17 protein-coding genes are annotated in these 19410 nt (G+C 48.1%); 6 read left to right on the forward strand and 11 right to left on the reverse strand.

Annotated elements, in window-relative coordinates:
- Positions 1-157 precede the first annotated feature (157 nt).
- The 3 genes from dnaG to rpsU form a co-directional block, all read right to left on the reverse strand.
- Positions 158-2107, reverse strand: coding sequence for a DNA primase (gene dnaG / locus AOC19_RS07500; protein ID WP_215375525.1), 1950 nt, complete (start codon positions 2105-2107; stop codon positions 158-160).
- Positions 2108-2160: 53 nt separating this feature from the next.
- A complete protein-coding gene (locus AOC19_RS07505) occupies positions 2161-2607 on the reverse strand; it encodes a GatB/YqeY domain-containing protein (protein ID WP_215375527.1) in 447 nt (148 codons plus the stop codon).
- 118 nt (positions 2608-2725) lie between these two features.
- On the reverse strand, positions 2726-2938 hold the full coding sequence (gene rpsU / locus AOC19_RS07510; RefSeq protein WP_011903537.1) for a 30S ribosomal protein S21: 213 nt from the start codon (positions 2936-2938) through the stop codon (positions 2726-2728).
- A gap of 77 nt (positions 2939-3015) precedes the next feature.
- Here rpsU and tsaD point away from each other — a divergent pair, with 77 nt between their 5' ends.
- Positions 3016-4089: a tRNA (adenosine(37)-N6)-threonylcarbamoyltransferase complex transferase subunit TsaD gene (gene tsaD, locus AOC19_RS07515; RefSeq protein ID WP_215375530.1), complete on the forward strand. Its 1074-nt coding sequence runs from the start codon at positions 3016-3018 to the stop codon at positions 4087-4089.
- 22 nt (positions 4090-4111) lie between these two features.
- On the opposite strand, the gene folE2 is transcribed toward tsaD, so the two are convergent.
- The 4 genes from folE2 to xseB are packed head-to-tail and all read right to left on the reverse strand — an operon-like array spanning position 4112 to position 8035.
- A complete protein-coding gene (gene folE2, locus AOC19_RS07520; protein ID WP_215375532.1) occupies positions 4112-4939 on the reverse strand; it encodes a GTP cyclohydrolase FolE2 in 828 nt (275 codons plus the stop codon).
- A 25-nt stretch (positions 4940-4964) separates the two neighbouring features.
- Positions 4965-6869: a 1-deoxy-D-xylulose-5-phosphate synthase gene (gene dxs, locus AOC19_RS07525; RefSeq protein ID WP_215375534.1), complete on the reverse strand. Its 1905-nt coding sequence runs from the start codon at positions 6867-6869 to the stop codon at positions 4965-4967.
- A gap of 16 nt (positions 6870-6885) precedes the next feature.
- Positions 6886-7779: a polyprenyl synthetase family protein gene (locus AOC19_RS07530; RefSeq protein ID WP_215375537.1), complete on the reverse strand. Its 894-nt coding sequence runs from the start codon at positions 7777-7779 to the stop codon at positions 6886-6888.
- Positions 7780-7801: 22 nt separating this feature from the next.
- On the reverse strand, positions 7802-8035 hold the full coding sequence (gene xseB, locus AOC19_RS07535; protein ID WP_015421852.1) for an exodeoxyribonuclease VII small subunit: 234 nt from the start codon (positions 8033-8035) through the stop codon (positions 7802-7804).
- Positions 8036-8197: 162 nt separating this feature from the next.
- On the opposite strand from xseB, the gene AOC19_RS07540 reads away from it, so the two are divergent.
- Together AOC19_RS07540 and AOC19_RS07545 are read left to right on the forward strand one after the other, a co-directional pair.
- Entirely contained in the window at positions 8198-9304 is a 1107-nt protein-coding gene (locus AOC19_RS07540; protein WP_215375540.1) for an aromatic ring-hydroxylating oxygenase subunit alpha, read from the forward strand.
- A 37-nt stretch (positions 9305-9341) separates the two neighbouring features.
- Positions 9342-10172, forward strand: coding sequence for a sulfurtransferase (locus AOC19_RS07545; protein ID WP_215375543.1), 831 nt, complete (start codon positions 9342-9344; stop codon positions 10170-10172).
- On the opposite strand, the gene AOC19_RS07550 is transcribed toward AOC19_RS07545, so the two are convergent.
- From AOC19_RS07550 to polA, 3 genes are read right to left on the reverse strand one after another with little or no spacing between them, the layout of a single operon-like run.
- Positions 10169-10942, reverse strand: coding sequence for a ZIP family metal transporter (locus AOC19_RS07550; protein WP_215375546.1), 774 nt, complete (start codon positions 10940-10942; stop codon positions 10169-10171). The genes AOC19_RS07545 and AOC19_RS07550 overlap by 4 nt on opposite strands.
- 5 nt (positions 10943-10947) lie before the next feature.
- Positions 10948-11844: a dienelactone hydrolase family protein gene (locus AOC19_RS07555; protein ID WP_215375549.1), complete on the reverse strand. Its 897-nt coding sequence runs from the start codon at positions 11842-11844 to the stop codon at positions 10948-10950.
- A 16-nt stretch (positions 11845-11860) separates the two neighbouring features.
- The gene (gene polA, locus AOC19_RS07560; RefSeq protein WP_215375552.1) at positions 11861-14689 is read right to left on the reverse strand and encodes a DNA polymerase I; all 2829 of its coding nucleotides are present in this window, start codon (positions 14687-14689) and stop codon (positions 11861-11863) included.
- A gap of 81 nt (positions 14690-14770) precedes the next feature.
- On the opposite strand from polA, the gene AOC19_RS07565 reads away from it, so the two are divergent.
- The 3 genes from AOC19_RS07565 to AOC19_RS07575 are packed head-to-tail and all read left to right on the forward strand — an operon-like array spanning position 14771 to position 16981.
- The gene (locus tag AOC19_RS07565; RefSeq protein ID WP_251368012.1) at positions 14771-15178 is read left to right on the forward strand and encodes a hypothetical protein; all 408 of its coding nucleotides are present in this window, start codon (positions 14771-14773) and stop codon (positions 15176-15178) included.
- 46 nt (positions 15179-15224) lie between these two features.
- Positions 15225-16202 carry a homoserine kinase gene (locus tag AOC19_RS07570; protein ID WP_215375555.1) on the forward strand — a complete coding sequence of 326 codons (978 nt, stop codon included), beginning with the start codon at positions 15225-15227 and terminating at the stop codon, positions 16200-16202.
- Entirely contained in the window at positions 16199-16981 is a 783-nt protein-coding gene (locus AOC19_RS07575; protein WP_215375558.1) for a BPSS1780 family membrane protein, read from the forward strand. The genes AOC19_RS07570 and AOC19_RS07575 overlap by 4 nt, the downstream gene beginning before the upstream one ends.
- A gap of 20 nt (positions 16982-17001) precedes the next feature.
- Here AOC19_RS07575 and AOC19_RS07580 read toward each other — a convergent pair whose 3' ends face one another.
- Positions 17002-19389 carry a UvrD-helicase domain-containing protein gene (locus tag AOC19_RS07580; RefSeq protein WP_215375561.1) on the reverse strand — a complete coding sequence of 796 codons (2388 nt, stop codon included), beginning with the start codon at positions 19387-19389 and terminating at the stop codon, positions 17002-17004.
- Between the last annotated feature and the right edge of the window lie 21 nt (positions 19390-19410).

The following is a 19410-nucleotide window of genomic DNA, read 5'->3' on the forward strand; positions in this document are numbered from 1 at the left end:
TGCCCCAAATTTCTTCAAAATAAAGCGCAAGTGGCTGAATTAAATCGGTTTTTTTCTGGGAATAGAGGATTATAGTCGATTGCGACTTTTTTACCCCTTCCACTACTAAAAATATGGGGTCAATTTCGGGTTTTTCTAGGGTGAAATCAGAAAATGCTTAGGAGAATTTCAATCTTTCGCCCAACTCGCGATATCGAGCTCGATCCTGCTCTGTAGCAGTGCTACTAGCGATCTTTTTAGCGATTTCTGTCATTTCCGCTTTGAGGTGTGTGAGTTCGAGCTTTTTAAACGCCCCATCAAGGTCAGCAACTGCACCATCGAGGTCTAAATCTGAACCCATCACCCGCTTTCTCAAGACCTCATAGAGCGGAGCTAACTCACTTCGGGACAACTGCTCTTGGAATAAAGCAAATGCGCCAGCACCTACTGCTGGTGGCTTGCCATTTTCACTAGGAATCAACTCAATGCGATCGCATTGCGCCAACAAATCCTTCATGAGTTCCAGGGCTTTTTCTGAGCGCAACTCGGAGGCCTGTAAAGCAAGCGCCCGCTTGTTGGCATCCAAAGCCTTTCCTAGATGCGGAAACTGAATCAAGACACGTAACATCTGCTCAGCTAAATCGGTGGGGGCTTGAGGAGGCGGAATATTTTGTGCTGGAGCTCTTTTTGCTGAACCCTTAGATGCTTGCCAAGGAGCGCCTTGCGATCTGTTGCCACTATTGGCTTGTACGAAGTTAGGTGCGCGTTGATTGCTTGCCGCATAAGAACCCTGCTGCACTGGTGCAGGGACTACTGTTAATCCACAGAAAGACTCCAGCTCTGCCGGTGTTGAATTTGTTCGAATGGCCAACTCACGCAAAATTTGCGTACGTAGCGCAATTGGTGGCATTGATAACAGCAAAGGTTTTGCTGCATGGTGGGTTTGCGCTCTACCTTCGGGCGTTGTCAACTCATGATCTTGGCTAGCAATTTTGAAGAAGAAGCTGGAGATCGACATAGCTTCTTTAATGACTTTTTCAAAGGCAGGTGCACCATAGGCACGAACATAACTGTCAGGGTCATGCTCTGTCGGCAAAAATAAGAAACGAATCTCTTTGTCATCTGACATCAATGGAAGGCATGCCTCTAATGCACGCTGTGCAGCACGCTGACCAGCTGAGTCACCATCAAATGAAAACACGACTTTATCCGTTTGTCGCAACAACATCCGTACGTGATTGGCAGTGCAGGCTGTACCCAAAGTAGCTACCGCATTGGGGAAACCCAATTGCGCGAGTGCTACGACATCCATATAACCCTCGCATACGAGGACGTACTCTTGAGAGCGGATGGCTTGCCTTGCTTCGAACAATCCGTATAGCGTATTGCCTTTAGAGAACAGTGGTGTCTCTGGAGAATTTAAATACTTCGGCTCACCTTGATCCAAAATGCGGCCACCAAAACCAATCGTCTGACCCTTGGGGTTGCGAATCGGGAACATGATGCGATCACGAAAGCGATCGTAGCGTCTTGCAGTCTGATGATTGTCAGTCTGCTCGCTCTGAATGAGCAAGCCACCTTCAAGCAAAGTCTTAGCCACTTCATCATTGGCATAGGTACCAAAGACTGCTTCAAGACCCTGCCAACCATCAGGCGCATAACCTAAGGCATAGCGTTTAGCAATCTCACCAGTCAGGCCGCGCCCCTTCAGGTATTCCACTGCACGAGGCGCTGTTTTGAGTTGTTGGCGATACCAATCTGTAGCCGCACTCATGACCTCACTCAAAGCCATGGTCTGCTGTTGGCGTGCAACATCATTCGCAGTGCGCTCTTCGCGTGGTACATCTAATCCTGCAGAACGCGCTAAGTCTTCAATAGCGTCTACATAGCCAAGGCCGGAATACTCCATGAGAAAGCTAATCGCAGAACCATGCGCTCCGCAACCAAAGCAGTGATAAAACTGCTTGGTAGGTGACACGGAAAATGAAGGAGATTTCTCAGAATGAAAGGGGCACAAACCTTGATAGTTCGCGCCCGCTTTTTTTAACTTCACGTGCTGCCCAACCACATCCACGATGTCAACCCGATTCAATAAATCGGCAATGAAGGATTGGGGGATGAGAGCCATCAGTTATGGATGAGGCTGTGTTTTTAAGTGTTGAGTGTTAGCTTATTTTGAATTTACTTCGCAAGCGCAGCTTTGACTAAACCAGAAACTTTACCCATATCAGCCTTACCAGCCAACTGACCTTTCAGAACGCCAATGACTTTACCCATATCTTGTGGACCAGCAGCGCCAGTCGATGCAACCGCTGCAGCTACAGCCGCCTCTAATTCTGCATCAGATAATTGTGCAGGTAAGTAGTCTTGCAGAATAGCCATCTCTGCAGCTTCAATTGCAACCAAATCATCGCGATTGGCTTTTTCAAATTGAGAGATCGAATCTTTACGTTGCTTGATCATCTTCTCAACGGTAGCAATCACGCTCGCATCATCCATCACAATACGATCATCTACTTCACGCTGTTTGATGGCGGCCAATAAAAGGCGAATAGTTCCAAGACGTGCCACTTCTTTTGCACGCATCGCGTTTTTCATATCTTCGGTGATTTGATCTTTCAGACTCATGGCATTTTTCCCGGTATTCAGTATCTAATAATTACTGGTGATTCAAAAGCAAAAACCCGCTGCGTTTCACCGTCAGCGGGTTTCAAAGCCTCTCGGTGAGGAGAGCTTTTAAATTCGATTAGTAAAGCTTTTTAGGCAACATCTGGCTGCGAATACGCTTGTAATGGCGTTTAGCAGCAGCGGCCTTCTTGCGCTTACGTTCAGCCGTTGGCTTCTCGTAGAACTCGCGGGCACGCAAGTCTGTCAAAAGGCCATTCTTTTCAATGGTGCGCTTGAAACGGCGCAATGCCACTTCAAAAGGTTCGTTCTCACGGAGGCGGACTGTAGTCATACTTGTTTAACTCGTATATGCTCGAAAAATATCGAAAAATTAACTGAAACGCGATTCTAGCACGACCAAGCAAAAAAATGATTGTTTTAGGCATAGAAACTTCTTGTGACGAGACCGGGGTGGCCCTATACGACACCTCCCCTTGGGAAAACCGTGCCCCAGCCCATCAGGGCATCCTAGGACAGGCTTTGCACTCCCAAATTGCCATGCACCGGGACTATGGGGGTGTAGTCCCAGAATTGGCCTCTAGAGACCATATTAGGCGGGTTTTACCCCTTTTAGACGATGCATTGCATGAAGCCGGGCTCAAATTAAAGGATCTGGATGCTGTGGCCTACACCCAGGGCCCAGGATTAGCAGGCGCCCTGCTCGTTGGTAGCGCTTTTGCCAAATCCTTAGCCCAAGGCCTCAATCTACCCTCGATTGGGGTACATCACCTTGAAGGACACCTACTTTCCCCACTTTTAGGGGTTTCCGTACCGGAATTCCCCTTTATTGCCCTCCTAGTCTCAGGTGGGCATACCCAGCTGATGCTGGTCAGCGGGGTTGGTAAATACCAACTTCTAGGCGAAACCTTGGACGATGCTGCTGGCGAAGCCTTTGATAAAACGGCCAAATTATTAGGTTTGGACTACCCTGGGGGTGCTGCCATCTCCAAGCTGGCAGAAAAGGGGCAATCTGGACGTTTTGATCTGCCCAAACCAATGTTGCACTCAGGGGATTTAGATTTTTCTTTCTCGGGACTCAAAACTGCCGTTCTCAATCAAGTCAAAAAGTTTGAGGTACTCGGAATTACAGATCCTACTGAGATTGCAACATTTCATGCGGATCTGGCGCGTAGCTTTGTCGAGTCCTTAGTGGCGGTCTTAGTTAGCAAATCAGAGAAAGCGCTCAAGCAAACGGGCTGCAAACATGTGGTTCTAGCTGGTGGCGTAGGAGCGAATTTGCAATTACGCACAGCTCTCAATGCCAGCGCTAAAAAGAATCGCTTTGAAGTGCACTACCCACCAGTAGATCTCTGCACTGATAACGGTGTCATGATTGCATTTGCTGGTGCACTGCGCATGTTGGCAGAAAATAATGGCTCAACGACTTCGGGTGCTTTTGATATCAAACCCCGCTGGGATTTGGCAAGCAATAATCTCGCGTAAGTAAAAATCGTTTTAGTGCTGCTTACTTAGTGAGACTAATTTTGGCGTAGGCGCTGTGGTTGTGAATAGACTCAAAGTTCTCAGCCTCAACTACTAAAGACAAAATACGATCATCATCTTTCAGTTGACCAGCCACATCACGCACCAAGTCTTCTACAAACTTAGGGTTGTCATAAGCGCGCTCAGTCACCCACTTCTCGTCAGGGCGCTTGAGTAAGCCCCACAACTCACTAGAGGCTTGGCTCTCGGCGGCTGCAACCAAATCTTCTACCGTCATTTTGGTCTGCGAATCCAGCTCAACAGACATCGTGACATGTGAACGTTGATTGTGTGCACCGTACTCAGAAATCTCTTTAGAACAAGGGCACAAACTCATCACTGGAACTAAAGCACGAAGCGTTAATTCAACATCGATTGCGCCAGCCGCATTGTGTTTTGCCTTCGCTGTCCAAGTCACTTCGTAATCCATCAAGCTTTCAACACCGGATACAGGTGCGGCTTTTTTCACAAAATGGGTATACGTAAATTGAATGCGACCTTCTGTTGCATTCAATAAAGGCAACATCTCACGCACCATGGCAACCACAGATGCACTATCAATTGGTTCAATATGTTTTTGCAAAAGCGCAATGAAACGGGACATGTGTGTGCCCTTCACGTGCGCCGGTAAAGCCACATCCATTTCGAAATTACCAACAGCTGGCATGACACCAGTCTGAGTGCGAATAGTTAATGGATGACGCAATCCACGAATCCCCACCTGCTCAATTGGTAAGGCACGCTCATCATGCGAAGACTGAATGTCCGGCATGGTTTGCGGTTTGAGAAAGGCGGTGTTGATGTCGTTCATGGCTCTATTTTCAGGCAAAAATGACTTATTTGCCTGCGGCCACAGGATTTGTAGCGGTTTTTACTGGAAAACGTTGGGAAATAGCCTTGGTAATACCCTCAGAATCAAGCCCACATTTGCTCATCAAGAGTTTGTAATCACCATGCTCTACGAATGCATCTGGAAGACCTAATTGCAATAGGGGTTTGTTGATGCCCATGGCAGAAAGTGCCTCTAAGCACGCACTTCCAGCACCGCCCTGAATCACGCCATCCTCAATCGTCACAAAATAATCATGATCTTGCGCCAAAGATTTAAGTAGTTCTAGATCCAATGGTTTCACAAAACGCATATTGGCAACAGAGGCATCGATTTGCTCAGCAACCTCGAGCGCTGGGTAGAGCAAAGTGCCAAAAGCCAAAATCGCGATACGCTGACCGGCAGGGGCATTGGACTTGCGACGTAATTCACCTTTACCTAATGGCACGGTACGCAATTCTTTTGAAGGAGTGGTTCCAACACCAGCGCCACGCGGGTATCGAACTGCGCTTGGGTGTGGCTGATGAAAAGCGGTTGTCAACAAATCACGGCACTCTGCTTCATCTGCTGGAGTCAATACCAACATATTCGGAATGCAACGCAAGAATGGAATGTCATACGCGCCGGCATGCGTCGCACCATCTGCGCCAACCAAACCAGCGCGATCCAATGCAAACAGCACCGGCAAATCCTGAATGGCCACATCATGAATCAATTGATCGTAAGCACGCTGCAAGAAAGTTGAGTAGATTGCCACGACGGGCTTCATACCTTCGCATGCCATACCGGCAGCAAAAGTCACCGCATGCTGTTCTGCAATACCGACGTCGTAATAACGTTTCGGGAAATTCTGCTCAAACTCGACAAGGCCAGAACCTTCGCGCATTGCTGGCGTGATACCAATTAATAATGGATCGGCGTGCGCCATATCGCACAACCACTCACCAAAGACTTGTGTAAAGGTTTTTTGAGAAGGCGTAGCGGACTTCTTCACACCCTCTTCTGGGTTGAATTTGCTAGGGCCGTGATACAGAACTGGGTCCGCTTCAGCTAACTCATAACCCTGACCTTTGCGCGTCACTACGTGTAAAAACTGTGGGCCACGACCCTCGAGCGCCAAGCGACGCACGTTTTGCAGCATCGGAATCAGAGCATCCAAATCGTGGCCATCAATTGGCCCAAAGTAGTTAAAGCCAAACTCTTGAAAAATGGTTGATGGTGAGACCATACCCTTGGCATGATCTTCCAAGCGTTTTGCAAACTCACGCAAAGGAGGCGCAATGGATAAAACACTATCGATACCCTTCTTGGTAGCCGAGTAAATATTGCCACTCAATAATCTAGCAAGATGTCGATTGAGCGCGCCCACTGCAGGTGAAATCGACATGTCGTTGTCATTCAGAATGACTACTAATGGCAAGTCGTCATACACACCGGCATTGTTCATGGCTTCAAATGCCATGCCGCCAGTCATCGCGCTATCACCAATCACTGCAACAGCAACTTGTTTCTCGCCCTTGGTTTGAAAAGCGCGCGCCATGCCCATGGCTGCAGAAATACTCGTAGAGGAGTGACCAGTACCAAAGGCATCGTATTCACTTTCAGCACGACGTGGAAAACCAGACAAACCATCGAACTGACGCAGGGTATTCATGCGCTCACGACGACCAGTCAAAATTTTGTGCGGATAACTTTGATGACCCACATCCCACACAATTCGATCTGCCGGCGTATCAAAAACATAATGCAAAGCAATCGATAACTCTACCGTACCTAAATTAGAGGAAAGATGTCCACCTGTTTTTGAAACAGAATCCAATACAAACTGGCGCAACTCATCTGCGAGCGCAGGAAGCTGCTCACGAGGAAGTTTTTTTAAATCTGCAGGGGAGTGAATAGAATTTAAAGTCATCAAATCTTCAGTAATCTTATTTGCCTCTATTAACTACCAACAGAGCCAAATCTTTCAGGGCTTGGGCTTTAGTGCCAAAACTCTCTAAGCTAGCAATTGCGGTTTCTTGCAAATCTTTTGCTGCTTTCAGTGCATAGTCTAAACCCATCAAGGTCACATAGGTCGGCTTGTCGTTCGCAGCATCTTTCCCGGCAGTTTTACCAAGAGTTTGACTATCTGCAGTGGCATCGAGCACATCATCCACAATTTGAAAAGCTAAGCCCAAGGCTTGGGCGTAGTTTTGAAGATGCTGCATTTGACCTGGACTCAGTTTGGCAGCAATGCCGCCCATCTGCACTGAACAAGAAAGCAGGGCACCGGTTTTCATCGCATGCATTTGCTTTAAGCCGGCAAGATCTAGTTTCTTACCCACGCTATCCAGATCGATCGCTTGGCCACCAGCCATGCCACGTGAACCAGATGCACTAGCTAATGCACTAATCATGGCTAGGCGAATATCGGCATCGCACTGTGCGTTTGCCAAGACTTCAAATGCGCGGGTTTGTAATGCATCACCAACCAATAAAGCAGTCGCTTCATCAAAAGCCTTATGCACCGTAGGTCGACCACGGCGCAAATCGTCGTCATCCATGCAAGGCAAATCGTCGTGCACCAATGAATAGGCATGAACACATTCAATCGCTACGGCAGCAGCATCTAATGCATTTGGATTGGTATCGTCACTCAAGGCGCCAGCGGCATACACCAATAAAGGACGAATACGTTTGCCGCCACCTTGGGCGGCGTAACGCATGGCTTCATGCAAACGCGCAGGGTTGGTATTGGCGGAATCAAGCAAGCCCTCTAAAGCCAATTCAGTTCGCTGCCCGTGAGCCCGAACCCAATCCTCAAATGAAAGTGCGCTGTTCATGAAGGTCAAATCTCAGTGCAGCTTAAGCTTCAAATACACGTACTTGCTGCTCAACTTGAGCAAGCATGGCCTGACAATGTTTGAGAAGTGCTGCACCACGCTGATAGGCCAAAAGTGTTTCCTCCAGGGAGAATTTGCCAGACTCCATGTCAGAAATGAGCTTTTCTAGCTCCTTTACAGCCTGCTCATAACGCAAGTTGGGGTCGATTTGAACCTCAAGTCCGGGTTTCTGACCCTCAGATTTCTTTGCTGGCATTGGCTTATTTCCTTCAAATTTCTTACAGATATAGCCCTACATATTAAAGCGAGATGGGGGTCAGATGGGTATAATCCCCTCCTTCCTTTCCAATATCGATCCGTCGATAGTTGGATTGGTTATTCCGCTTAGCTTCGGCTGACGTTTTCGGGGGTGGGGAGAATGACTAATCTGGCTACCGCGCAGCAGCTTGCGCCGTCCAATTTACAACTGCCGGTTTCGGCCTATTTTGACGTTGATCTCTATCAGCGTGAAATTGAACTGCTTTTTAAGCAGGGTCCAGGCTATGTTGGTCACGAACTCATGGTTCCTGAAGTTGGCTCTTACCAAACCTTGACCTCAGAAAACGAAGGTCGCCTACTAGTTCGTAATGCCCAAGGCGTTGAACTCCTTTCCAATGTCTGCCGTCATCGTCAAGCACTCATGCTCAATGGCAAAGGCAAGGCGGACAATATTGTTTGCCCCTTGCATCGCTGGACCTACGATTTAAATGGTCAACTCATGGGTGCACCGCACTTTGAAGATAAGCCTTGTCTCAATCTAGGCAAATCCCCTTTACAAAATTGGCAAGGGCTCTTGTTTGAAGGTCCACGTGATGTGCGTACCGATCTTGCCAAACTCGGCGTTGCTGATGACCTCAACTTTGAAGGTTACGTTCTGGATCATGTTGAAGTCCACGAATGTAATTACAACTGGAAGACTTTTATTGAGGTCTACCTAGAGGACTATCACGTTGCTCCATTTCACCCTGGCTTGGGTAAGTTTGTTTCTTGCGAAGACTTGCGTTGGGAATTTGGTGACTGGCACAGCGTACAAACTGTTGGCATCCACAAGAACCTAGAGAAACCTGGCTCACCGGTTTATCAAAAGTGGCATGAAGCGGTATTGCGCCACCATGAGGGCAAGACGCCGCGCCATGGTGCCATTTGGCTTACCTACTATCCCAACGTTATGGTGGAGTGGTACCCAGGCGTTTTGTGCGTTTCAACATTACACCCAATGGGTCCAAACAAGACACGCAACATCGTCGAGTTTTATTACCCAGAAGAGATCGCCCTTTTTGAACGCGAGTTCGTAGAAGCAGAACGTGCAGCCTATATGGAAACCTGCATTGAAGATGATGAAATTGCAGAGCGCATGGATGCTGGTCGTGCCGCCCTGCTGGCTCGCGGTCAAAATGAAGTGGGCCCCTACCAAAGCCCAATGGAAGACGGCATGCAACATTTCCATGAATGGTACCGTCGCGCCATGAGTTACAAAGGCGCATAATTCAACAACACTCACTCGCTCTAAACAGGAAGCCATCATGACGCCTCTCATTACTGCAAATCAGTTAGAAGAAATCATCAACAGCGGCGAAAATGTTTTAGTCTGCGACTGTCGCTTTGATCTCGTAGATCCGCTGGCAGGCAAAAAATCTTACCTAGAAGGTCATATTCCTGGCGCACTATATGTCGACCTAGACCACGATTTATCCGGTGCAAAAACAGGTAAGAATGGACGTCACCCACTACCTAGTCCTGAGGCTTGGGCGCAAACCAAATCCCGCTTAGGCATTGACCCCAATACTTTAGTGATTGCCTATGACAATCAGGGCTCCGTATACGCTAGTCGCTTATGGTGGATGCTCAAAGCCACTGGTCATGCGAATGTGCAAGTCTTAGATGGTGGCTTAGATGCTTGGAATGGCCCGATTGGCACCATACCGCGTGAAGCTAAATCCACAACAACACCAGTACCCACAATGCCTTATGTTGGCTTAGTGACAGTAGAAGAGGTTGTGCATAACCTACAGGCCAAAATGAATGTCGTGGTTGATGCTCGTGCAAATGATCGCTTCCATGGACAAAATGAAACCTTAGATCCTGTTGGCGGACATATCCCTAATGCGATTAATTATTGCTTCAGAGAAAATCTTTCCAGAAAAAGTTTCAAGGACCCAGAACAACTGTACAAAGACTTTGTAGGCCTCTTGGGCTCAACCAAAGCCTCTGAAGTAATTCATCAATGTGGCTCTGGAGTCACGGCCTGTCATAACTTGCTAGCCATGGAAATCGCTGGCCTCAAAGGCTCACGTCTGTATGCGGGTAGCTGGAGTGAATGGTGTGCCGATCCAAGTCGGCCAGTTGCGCTTTAATGCAAAAGCGAAAGCAAGATTACGAAGCCAACACCACAAGCAATCAAGATTGTTTGACGTAAAGACTCAACCCAATGTGGGCGGCGATGCATTTGCGGAATGAGATCACTCACAGCAATATAGATAAAACTACTTGCAGCAATCACCAGCAAATAAGGCATTGCCGCATGCGCCTTCTCCAAGAAGAAGTACGCCAATACCCCACCTATCACTGCAGATAAACCACAAATCAGGTTGTACATTAATGCACGAGTGCGAGTGAATCCGGCATTCAGCAATACGATGAAATCACCAATCTCCTGCGGGATCTCATGAGCAATGATGGCGATTGCAGTAAAGATGCCCACCTGGTAATCAGCCATGAACGCAGCAGCAATCAAAACCCCATCAACAAAATTATGCAAACCATCACCAACCAAAATCATCCAACCGCTGCGACCTGCCACTTCCGCATCATGGCCATGGTGATGGCCATGGCCATCACCTTCGTGATGATGGCTGTGACGTAGTAATGCAATTTTCTCCAGCAAGAAAAATCCTAAGAGGCCTGCAAGTAAGGTTGCAAATAGCAGTTGGGGGTTGACGCCCGGCATCGTGAATGCCTCAGGCAAGGAATGTAGCAAGGCGGTGGCCAGCAAGATACCTACCGACACACTCACCATGCTATGAACCATCTTTGACAGAAAAGCCAAAGAAAAGCTTGCAGCAACCAGAACGCTAACGGTTCCCGCAAGCGCTGTTACCAACAAAATGCTTTGCAGTACTGACATGAAGATTAAGCAACCCCGTTTTGTTTAAACCAGGCGATACATTTTTCCCAGCCATCTTTAGCAGGCCCTTCGCGATAAGTGGCGCGATAGTCAGCATGGAAGGCATGGGGCGCATCAGGGTAGATTTCAAAGCGGGAAGCTTTAGCTGCTGGATTTTTTGGAGCTGCCTTTGCAAGTGCTGCACGCATTTGCTCGACGCTCTCTAAAGAAATACCGGTATCAGCACCGCCATACAAGCCCAGAACTGGAGCCTTCAGCTCAGCAGCAATATCCACCGGATGACGCGGGTTACCTTCAGTTTTCTCACCAATGACGCGACCGTACCACGCTACACCAGCCTTAACTTGAGGCAGTGTCGCCGATAACCAAGTAATGCGGCCACCCCAACAGAAGCCAGTAACGCCAACCTTCTTAAGGTCTCCACCATTTTTACCAGCCCACTGAATGGCCGCCTGCAAGTCATTGAGAACTTGAGCATCCGCAGTTGGGGCAACAATATTTTTTTGAATCTCAGCAACAGTGCCGTAGGTGTTCGGATCGCCCGCGCGTGTAAAGAATTCCGGAGCAATAGCCATGTAACCCAATTTAGCAAAGCGTCTAGTGACGTCTGCGATATATTCATGCACACCAAAAATTTCACTAGCGACGATCACTATCGGTAAATTACCTTTGGCTTTTTCTGGACGAGAAATATAGGCTGGCATTTGAAAGCTGCCAACTGGAATCATTTGCTCACCCGCTTTAATGCCCTTGAAATCCGTTTCGATTGCCTGCGCCATGACCGGCTCTGAAGCAGCTACAAAACCAATTCCCATGGTGGTTGCTGTAATAGCAGAAGCTTTCATAAAACCTCTTCTATCGCTGGACACCATATTTGAACCCTGATCTTTTTTTGTTGTCATCTCTTAGTCTCCTGATTTAGTGCGCTTCTTCCCAATTATCGCCAATCCCAATACCAACTACCAAAGGAACCTTCAGTTCAGCCACCTTACACATTAAATCGGGTAGCTTTGCCTGCAAGAGCTCCAATTCGTCCAAGGGTACGTCAAATACCAATTCATCATGAACCTGGAGCAGCATACGGGTCTTAAGACCCTCTTTTTCTAGCCAATTTTCGACTGCCACCATAGCCAATTTAATCAGGTCAGCCGCCGTTCCTTGCATGGGGGCATTAATCGCAGCCCGCTCCGCACCTTGGCGACGAGGACCATTTGAACCCTTAATCTCGGGCAGCCATAGGCGTCTGCCAAAGACTGTCTCGACATAGCCATTCTCTCTGGCCTCCAAGCGGGTGCGCTCCATATATTGAGCCACCCCTGGGTAGCGATCAAAGTACTTGGCAATGTAGCTCTGGGCTGCTGAGCGCTCAATACCCAAGTTACCCGCCAAACCAAAAGCACTCATGCCGTAGATCAGGCCAAAGTTAATCACCTTGGCATAGCGACGCTGCTCCGAGTTGACACTCTCGAGCGGCACACCAAAAATCTCAGCGGCAGTTGCTTGGTGCACGTCTTTACCAGCAGCAAATGCAGCCAATAGATTTTCATCTTCGGCAATATGCGCCATGATGCGCAATTCAATTTGAGAGTAGTCAGCAGAGAGTAACTTGCAACCTTCAGCCGGAATAAATGCTTCACGAATACGACGACCCTCCTCTGTCCGCACAGGAATATTTTGCAAGTTCGGATCGCTTGAAGCCAAACGCCCTGTCACTGCAGTCGCTTGAGAAAAACTCGTATGCACGCGCCCTGTTTTAGGGTCTGCCATACGGGGCAGCTTCTCGATATAGGTCGACATCAACTTAGCAAGACTGCGATAGTCCAGAATTCGCGCAGGCAAAGGATAGTCTTCAGCCAACTTCTGTAGAACTTCTTCATCGGTCGATGGTGCGCCCGACGGCGTCTTCTTAATCACCGGAAGCTCTAGCTGCCCAAATAAAATTTCTGCAATCTGTTTAGGCGACTGAATATTGAAGGGTTGCCCAGCCAGCTGATGAATCTCACCCTCCAATGCAAGCAGACGTTTGCCGACCTCTTGACCCTGCTTAGACAGTAGTCCAGAGTCAATCCGAATCCCATTACGCTCCATGATGCCCAATACACGCATAGCTGGCATCTCAATATTTTCATAAACGTATAGGAGGCCTTGGCTTGCTTGGATTTGCGGCCACAGCACTTGATGCAAGCGCAAGGTAATGTCAGCATCTTCTGCGGCGTAGTCAGTGGCGATCTTGAGATCTACTTGATCAAAGCCAATCTGATGCACGCCCTTACCGCACACTTCTTCATACTTAATGGTCTTCATGCCGAGATGTCGCTCAGCTAAGTTATCCATATTGTGTGGCATGTGTGACTCAAGCACATAAGACTCCAGCATGGTGTCAAACACAATGCCCTGCAAAGTAATGTCATAGTTCGCAAAAATATGGCTGTCGTACTTCAGGTTTTGACCCACCTTCAGATGGGTAGCGCTTTCTAGCCAGGGCTTCATGCGCGCTAAAACTAGTTCACGACTGAGTTGAGTTTCTCCGTTACGGTGCGCTACAGGGATGTAGCATGCTTCTCCAGGAGTAACGCAAAGCGAGATACCGACAAGCTCGGCAGCCAGCGCATCCAAGCTAGTAGTCTCAGTATCAACCGCAGTGAGATCGGCGCCTTCAATCTTTTTAATCCAACGATCTAATGCCACTTCATCAACAACGCATTCATAGTGCTTAGCTATCGCACCTTGTAGATCGGTAGTTTCTTGCGATAAGGCGGTTGTTGCTTCCGTAGCGGTAGGGCCAAATTTCTTAGCCGCTGCTTTTACATTTTCTTCGGCAATATTTTTGATAGGACTTCCAGCCAAATCAAAGTTACTGACAGTTTCAGGCGCTACTCCACACAACTGCTTCTCTACATCACGCAACCAAGTCTTAAATGCGTAACGCTCAAACAACTCACGTAAGAGTGGTGCATCCTCTGGTTTTGCATGCAGATCATCCAAGCCTGGAAGGTGAGGAGATAAATCGCAATCTGTTTTGACAGTAATGAGCTGACGAGCCTGCGGAAGCCACTGCAAACTGTTTCGAAGATTCTCACCCACAACACCCTTCACCTGATAAGCATTTGCCATCAAGTTGTCTAAGTCACCAAACTCTGCCAACCATTTATTCGCTGTTTTAGGACCCGCTTTCGGAACGCCCGGTACGTTGTCAACCGTATCGCCAATGATCGAAAGGTAATCGACGATGCGCTCTGGAGGTACGCCAAATTTTGCAATCACCCCATCGATGTCCAACTTTTCATCGGTCATCGTATTAATCAGCGTTACGGAAGAATTGACTAACTGAGCCAAATCCTTGTCACCAGTAGAAATAATGGTTTCCCAGCCAGCTTGGGTAGCCTGGCAAGCCAAAGTACCAATCACATCATCGGCCTCAACCCCAGAAACCATCAGCACTGGCCAACCTAAGGCCTTCACCATGGCGTGGATCGGCTCAATCTGTTTGACCAAATCTTCCGGCATAGGAGAGCGATGCGCCTTGTACTCAGAGTACATTTCATCTCGGAAAGTCTTGCCTTTGGCATCAAAAACACAGGCAATGTGGTCAGCTTTGAGTTCCGAGCGAGCCCGGCGCATCATATTGACCATTCCATAGATTGCCCCCGTTGGGTCTCCTGCCCCATTTCTGAGGTCTGGCATGGCATGAAAGGCGCGATAGAGGTAGCTAGAGCCGTCTACCAACAAGAGTCTATGTTTAGTCATACCGCAATCGTACAATCTAGTTGCTAACTGCCTACAGATCAGGTTCAAATCCTCCTGAAAAGAGGCCTATAAAGGTGAAAAATGATGCATGCTCTAACTAACTTATTCCACGCTTCTGCGAGCCAAACCCTTGTTCTAACAAGCTTTTTAGTGGCTTTTGCCTCTTTTGGCATGCATTCAGCACATGCCCAGAATAATTCTCAGGCATTAAGCCCATCCGAGCTACAACGTATTAATAACCAGCCATTAGCGCCTGCCGTCAGCGCATCTCAAGCCACTAACGCACCTGAAGGCCGAAAACCGAGCTTTCAGCATAAGGAAGCGACCGGCACCGAAATTACCGAATACAAAGATACCAATGCGCCCACACAGGTGGATGTAAAGACACGCTTTACCAGTTACGAAATGGCGCCCCCAGCGACCGTTATGCCGGGCGTACCAAAAGAAACTGATCTCATTAGCGTTCCGAGCGTCAAGATTCCTTTTTAATCATTGACACTTTGCTCCTCACCATTCGCATCTTTCATTTTTAGTCATGGCCGTATTCACACCCGTTGAACTGAGTGACATCTCAGATTGGATCGCTAGCGATTTTGACATCGGGCAAGCCATCGATATTCGTGGCATTCATGGTGGTATCGAGAACTCTAACTTCTTTCTCGACACCGAGAAGGATGGCAAGAAGCAAGAATATGTTCTGACTATTTTCGAAAGACTATCAGCAGAGCAACTTCCCTACTATTTAGAATTGATGCGTCACCTGGCTAACAAAGGTACTCCAGTACCTAAACCACTAGAGAATAAACAAGGGCAAATTTTATTTACTCTTAAAGGCAAGCCTGCAGCTATTGTGAGCAAGCTTCCGGGCCTCTCCAGACTTGCTCCCGAAGCAAACCATTGCGCCTTAGTTGGTGAAAATTTAGCCAAGATGCATTTAGCTGGCAGTGACTTCAAGCAGACTCAAGAAAATCTTCGCAGTCTTTCTTGGTGGCAAAAAACGGTGCCTCAAGTTTTGTCACACCTAAGTGATTCTCAAAAAGAATTACTCACAACTGAGCTCGCTACTCAAGAACAATTCTTTGACTCTGCAGCCTATGCAGCACTGCCGCAAGGGGCAAGCCATTGCGACCTCTTTAGAGATAACGTGCTGTTCGACCCTCAGTGTGCAAGCGATAGCTCCCAAGATCAACTCGGCGGTTTCTTCGACTTTTATTTCGCCGGTACTGATAAGTGGTTATTTGATTTGGCAGTCACCGCAAATGATTGGTGTCTGGCTGATAACAAACAAGATTTAGATCCTGCCCGCTTCAAGGCATTGATGGATGCATATCAATCTGTTCGACCACTTACCAAAGAAGAGCAAGCAAGTTGGCCTCTCATGGTGCGTGCTGCAGCTTTGCGTTTTTGGATTTCTCGCTTGTGGGATTTTTACTTGCCACGCGATGCTCAAATGCTGACCCCACATGACCCCCGTCATTTTGAAAATATTCTCTTAAGCCGCAAAGCAATATGAAACTAAACTCCGTTGCACCCAAAGAGGGCTACACCTGGATTCGTCAAGGTATCTGGCTATTTAAACAAAATCCTCTAGGGTTTTTGATGCTGGTATTCATGTATGTGTTTGTAGCTCAGCTAGCAGTACTCGTTCCAGTGATTGGTATTTTTGCTGTTTTATTACTCACACCCACTTTATCGGTTGGCTTCATGACTGCCTGTCGGCAAGCAATCCAGAAAGAGCGCATTCGTCCATCAGTCTATCTAGCCGCCCTTCAGTCAACGCCTATCTTACGTAAGCGCATTCTGCAACTAGGCTTAGTCTATGCAGCACTGATTCTGGCTCTCAGCTTTATCTTAAGCTTACTAGTGGATTTTGAATTACTCATCCCACTCATGACAAACGATAAGCCCATTACTCCTGAAGCCATTCAGCAGATCTACCTCATTCTCTTTTTTGGTGGCTTGCTATATGTCCCGGTAGCGATGGTGATGTGGTTCTCACCTGTACTCGTGGCTTGGGCTGATATGCCGGTAGCAAAAGCACTATTTTCTAGTGCTATTGCTTGCTGGTCGAATCGTGGGGCATTCTTTTTGTATATCGCTATTTGGGGTGCGATCTTAATCGCCATTCCTTTGACGATTGGTTCCATCTTTGATTTACTTGATTTGGGTCAAGCCGCCTCATTCATTATTGCCCCTATCTCTATGGCAGGATTGACAGTAATGCATTGCTCTTTCTTTGCCACTTGGAAAGCATGCTTTGCTGAAAAAGAATCAGCAAGCTTGATTGCGTAGTTTCTTATTTAACTTCTGGATCAGTCTATCGCAGCGAGTTTGGCAATACTGAGCTGCAACCATTTCACACCATGGCGCTTGAAGTTCACTTGAGCGCGCGCATCAGCATCATTACCCTCTAAGCCTGTAACTCTTCCCTCGCCAAACTTGGTGTGGAATACATTCTGTCCAATAGTAAAGGGATAGTTGCCACGTGGTGGTGAAGCCATTCTGGTTACCGAGGTAGATGCAGATCCTACGCGACCAATTTGTCTTGCAGGTCGCTCACGCTCATTGCCGGAATCAAAGAAGTCATTCGACCCAAACTCGCGCTGACGGGTGTAGCCATCCTGCCAAGTTGATCCGGCGCGACCGCTATTCCCCGATGTAGCCCCGCCCCAACGTGCATCTTTTACTTTTGGCGTGAGCCACTTCAATGAATCCGATGGCAACTCTTCCAAGAAACGAGAAGGCATGTTGTAGCGTACTTGACCATGCAACATTCTTGACTGCGTATGAGAGAGATAGAGCCGTTCCTTGGCACGGGTAATCGCAACATACATCAAACGTCGCTCTTCTTCTAAGCCGTTTTGTTCATTGATACTGTTCTCATGTGGGAACAGACCCTCTTCTAAACCAGTAATAAATACCGAGGTGAACTCCAAGCCCTTGGCAGAGTGCACCGTCATCAATTGCACCGCATCTTGGCCCGCCTGCGCCTGGTTATCACCAGCCTCTAGTGAGGCATGCGAGAGGAATGCTGCTAATGGCGAAACCTCCACCGTGCCAGGCGCATTCTCACCTGGTAGCGTGGCAGCAGTGGCGTCCTGACCATAGCCCTCTTCTGCAATAAATGCGGTTGCGGCGTTAATGAGTTCCTGTAAGTTTTCTACGCGGTCTTGACCTTCGCGCTCTGTAAGGTAGTGCTGAATCAAGCCGCTATGCTGAATCACAAACTCGACCGTCTCAGGCAAAGTATTGTGACGAGTGGCTTCACGCATGTGATCTACCAGACGCACAAATCCACCCAAAGCTGCACCTGCCTTGCCATCTAATGTCGAAGCGGCCAAATACAGTGAACTGTTTTGGGCGCGAGCTGCATCTTGCACAGCCTCAATCGATCTCGCACCAATACCACGCGTCGGGAAATTCACTACACGTGAGAAGGAGGTGTCGTCATTCGGATTTTCTAGAAGACGTAAGTAGGCTAACGCATGCTTAATTTCAGCGCGCTCAAAGAATCGCAGTCCACCATACACACGATATGGAATCGCTGCAGAGAATAGGGCATGTTCAATGATGCGTGACTGTGCATTACTTCTATAGAGCAAAGCAATTTCAGTACGCTTGATACCGCTATTCACCAAGGCTTTAATTTCATCAACAAGCCAAGCGGCTTCAGCATGATCGCTTGGCGCATCATAAATACGGACAGGCTCGCCATGACCAGCATCGGTGCGCAGGTTTTTACCAAGGCGATCCGTGTTGTTAGAAATGAGGTAGTTGGCCGTATCTAAGATGTGGCCGTGCGAGCGGTAGTTCTGCTCAAGCTTCACCATCATCGGGTGATATTGCTTTTCATAAAGGCGCATGTTCTCAACATCCGCACCACGGAAAGCATAAATACTTTGATCGTCATCGCCCACTGCGAATACCGCACTACTTCCCATGCCACTGACGTTGACGCGACTAGCATCGTGACCGGATAGTAATTTAAGCCAGGCATATTGCAAGGCATTGGTATCTTGAAACTCATCAATCAAAATATGACGGAATCGTTCTTGGTAGTGCGTACGAATCGCTTCGTTGTGTTTGAGTAATTCGTAACTGCGCAATAAGAGTTCAGCAAAGTCGACTACACCCTCACGCTGGCACTGCTCGTCATAGGCCTCGTATAACTGAGCCATCTTGGCCTGAAAGTCATCCCCTACGGATAATTCTCTGGCGCGCTGACCACGCTCCTTGGCATGGGCAATGAAATATTGCAACTGCTTAGGGGGGTATTTCTCATCATCGACCTTCAGACCCTTCAAAAGTCGCTTAATCGCAGAAAGCTGATCTTGGGTATCCAAAATCTGGAAAGTGGACGGTAAACCTGCTTCTTTGTGATGCGCACGTAGCAAACGGTTGCAAAGACCGTGGAAAGTGCCAATCCACATACCCCGAGTATTAATGGGCAACATGGCACTTAAGCGCAACATCATCTCCTTAGCGGCCTTATTGGTGAAGGTCACCGCCAGGACGCCAATCGGCGAAACCTGGCCTGTTTGGATCAACCAAGCTATACGGGTCGTTAGGACGCGGGTCTTTCCACTGCCGGCACCAGCCAAAATCAGGGCTGACTGAGCCTGGCCATTTTCATTTACTGGCGGGAGGGTCACTGCCTCGCGTTGTTCTGGATTAAGGTTTGCGAGTAGGTCTGAGTACATCGCCCCAATTATAATTTGCCT

It is taken from the genome of Polynucleobacter asymbioticus (genome assembly GCF_018687575.1).
GTDB lineage: Bacteria > Pseudomonadota > Gammaproteobacteria > Burkholderiales > Burkholderiaceae > Polynucleobacter > Polynucleobacter asymbioticus_C.

Bases quoted from the DNA above. Each gene is read 5' to 3' on its own strand.
- dnaG (WP_215375525.1), bottom strand. From the start codon at position 2,107: ATGGCTCTCATCCCCCAATCCTTCATTGCCGATTTATTGAATCGGGTT.
- AOC19_RS07505 (WP_215375527.1), bottom strand. From the start codon at position 2,607: ATGAGTCTGAAAGATCAAATCACCGAAGATATGAAAAACGCGATGCGT.
- rpsU (WP_011903537.1), bottom strand. From the start codon at position 2,938: ATGACTACAGTCCGCCTCCGTGAGAACGAACCTTTTGAAGTGGCATTG.
- tsaD (WP_215375530.1), top strand. From the start codon at position 3,016: ATGATTGTTTTAGGCATAGAAACTTCTTGTGACGAGACCGGGGTGGCC.
- folE2 (WP_215375532.1), bottom strand. From the start codon at position 4,939: ATGAACGACATCAACACCGCCTTTCTCAAACCGCAAACCATGCCGGAC.
- dxs (WP_215375534.1), bottom strand. From the start codon at position 6,869: ATGACTTTAAATTCTATTCACTCCCCTGCAGATTTAAAAAAACTTCCT.
- AOC19_RS07530 (WP_215375537.1), bottom strand. From the start codon at position 7,779: ATGAACAGCGCACTTTCATTTGAGGATTGGGTTCGGGCTCACGGGCAG.
- xseB (WP_015421852.1), bottom strand. From the start codon at position 8,035: ATGCCAGCAAAGAAATCTGAGGGTCAGAAACCCGGACTTGAGGTTCAA.
- AOC19_RS07540 (WP_215375540.1), top strand. From the start codon at position 8,198: ATGACTAATCTGGCTACCGCGCAGCAGCTTGCGCCGTCCAATTTACAA.
- AOC19_RS07545 (WP_215375543.1), top strand. From the start codon at position 9,342: ATGACGCCTCTCATTACTGCAAATCAGTTAGAAGAAATCATCAACAGC.
- AOC19_RS07550 (WP_215375546.1), bottom strand. From the start codon at position 10,942: ATGTCAGTACTGCAAAGCATTTTGTTGGTAACAGCGCTTGCGGGAACC.
- AOC19_RS07555 (WP_215375549.1), bottom strand. From the start codon at position 11,844: ATGACAACAAAAAAAGATCAGGGTTCAAATATGGTGTCCAGCGATAGA.
- polA (WP_215375552.1), bottom strand. From the start codon at position 14,689: ATGACTAAACATAGACTCTTGTTGGTAGACGGCTCTAGCTACCTCTAT.
- AOC19_RS07565 (WP_251368012.1), top strand. From the start codon at position 14,771: ATGATGCATGCTCTAACTAACTTATTCCACGCTTCTGCGAGCCAAACC.
- AOC19_RS07570 (WP_215375555.1), top strand. From the start codon at position 15,225: ATGGCCGTATTCACACCCGTTGAACTGAGTGACATCTCAGATTGGATC.
- AOC19_RS07575 (WP_215375558.1), top strand. From the start codon at position 16,199: ATGAAACTAAACTCCGTTGCACCCAAAGAGGGCTACACCTGGATTCGT.
- AOC19_RS07580 (WP_215375561.1), bottom strand. From the start codon at position 19,389: ATGTACTCAGACCTACTCGCAAACCTTAATCCAGAACAACGCGAGGCA.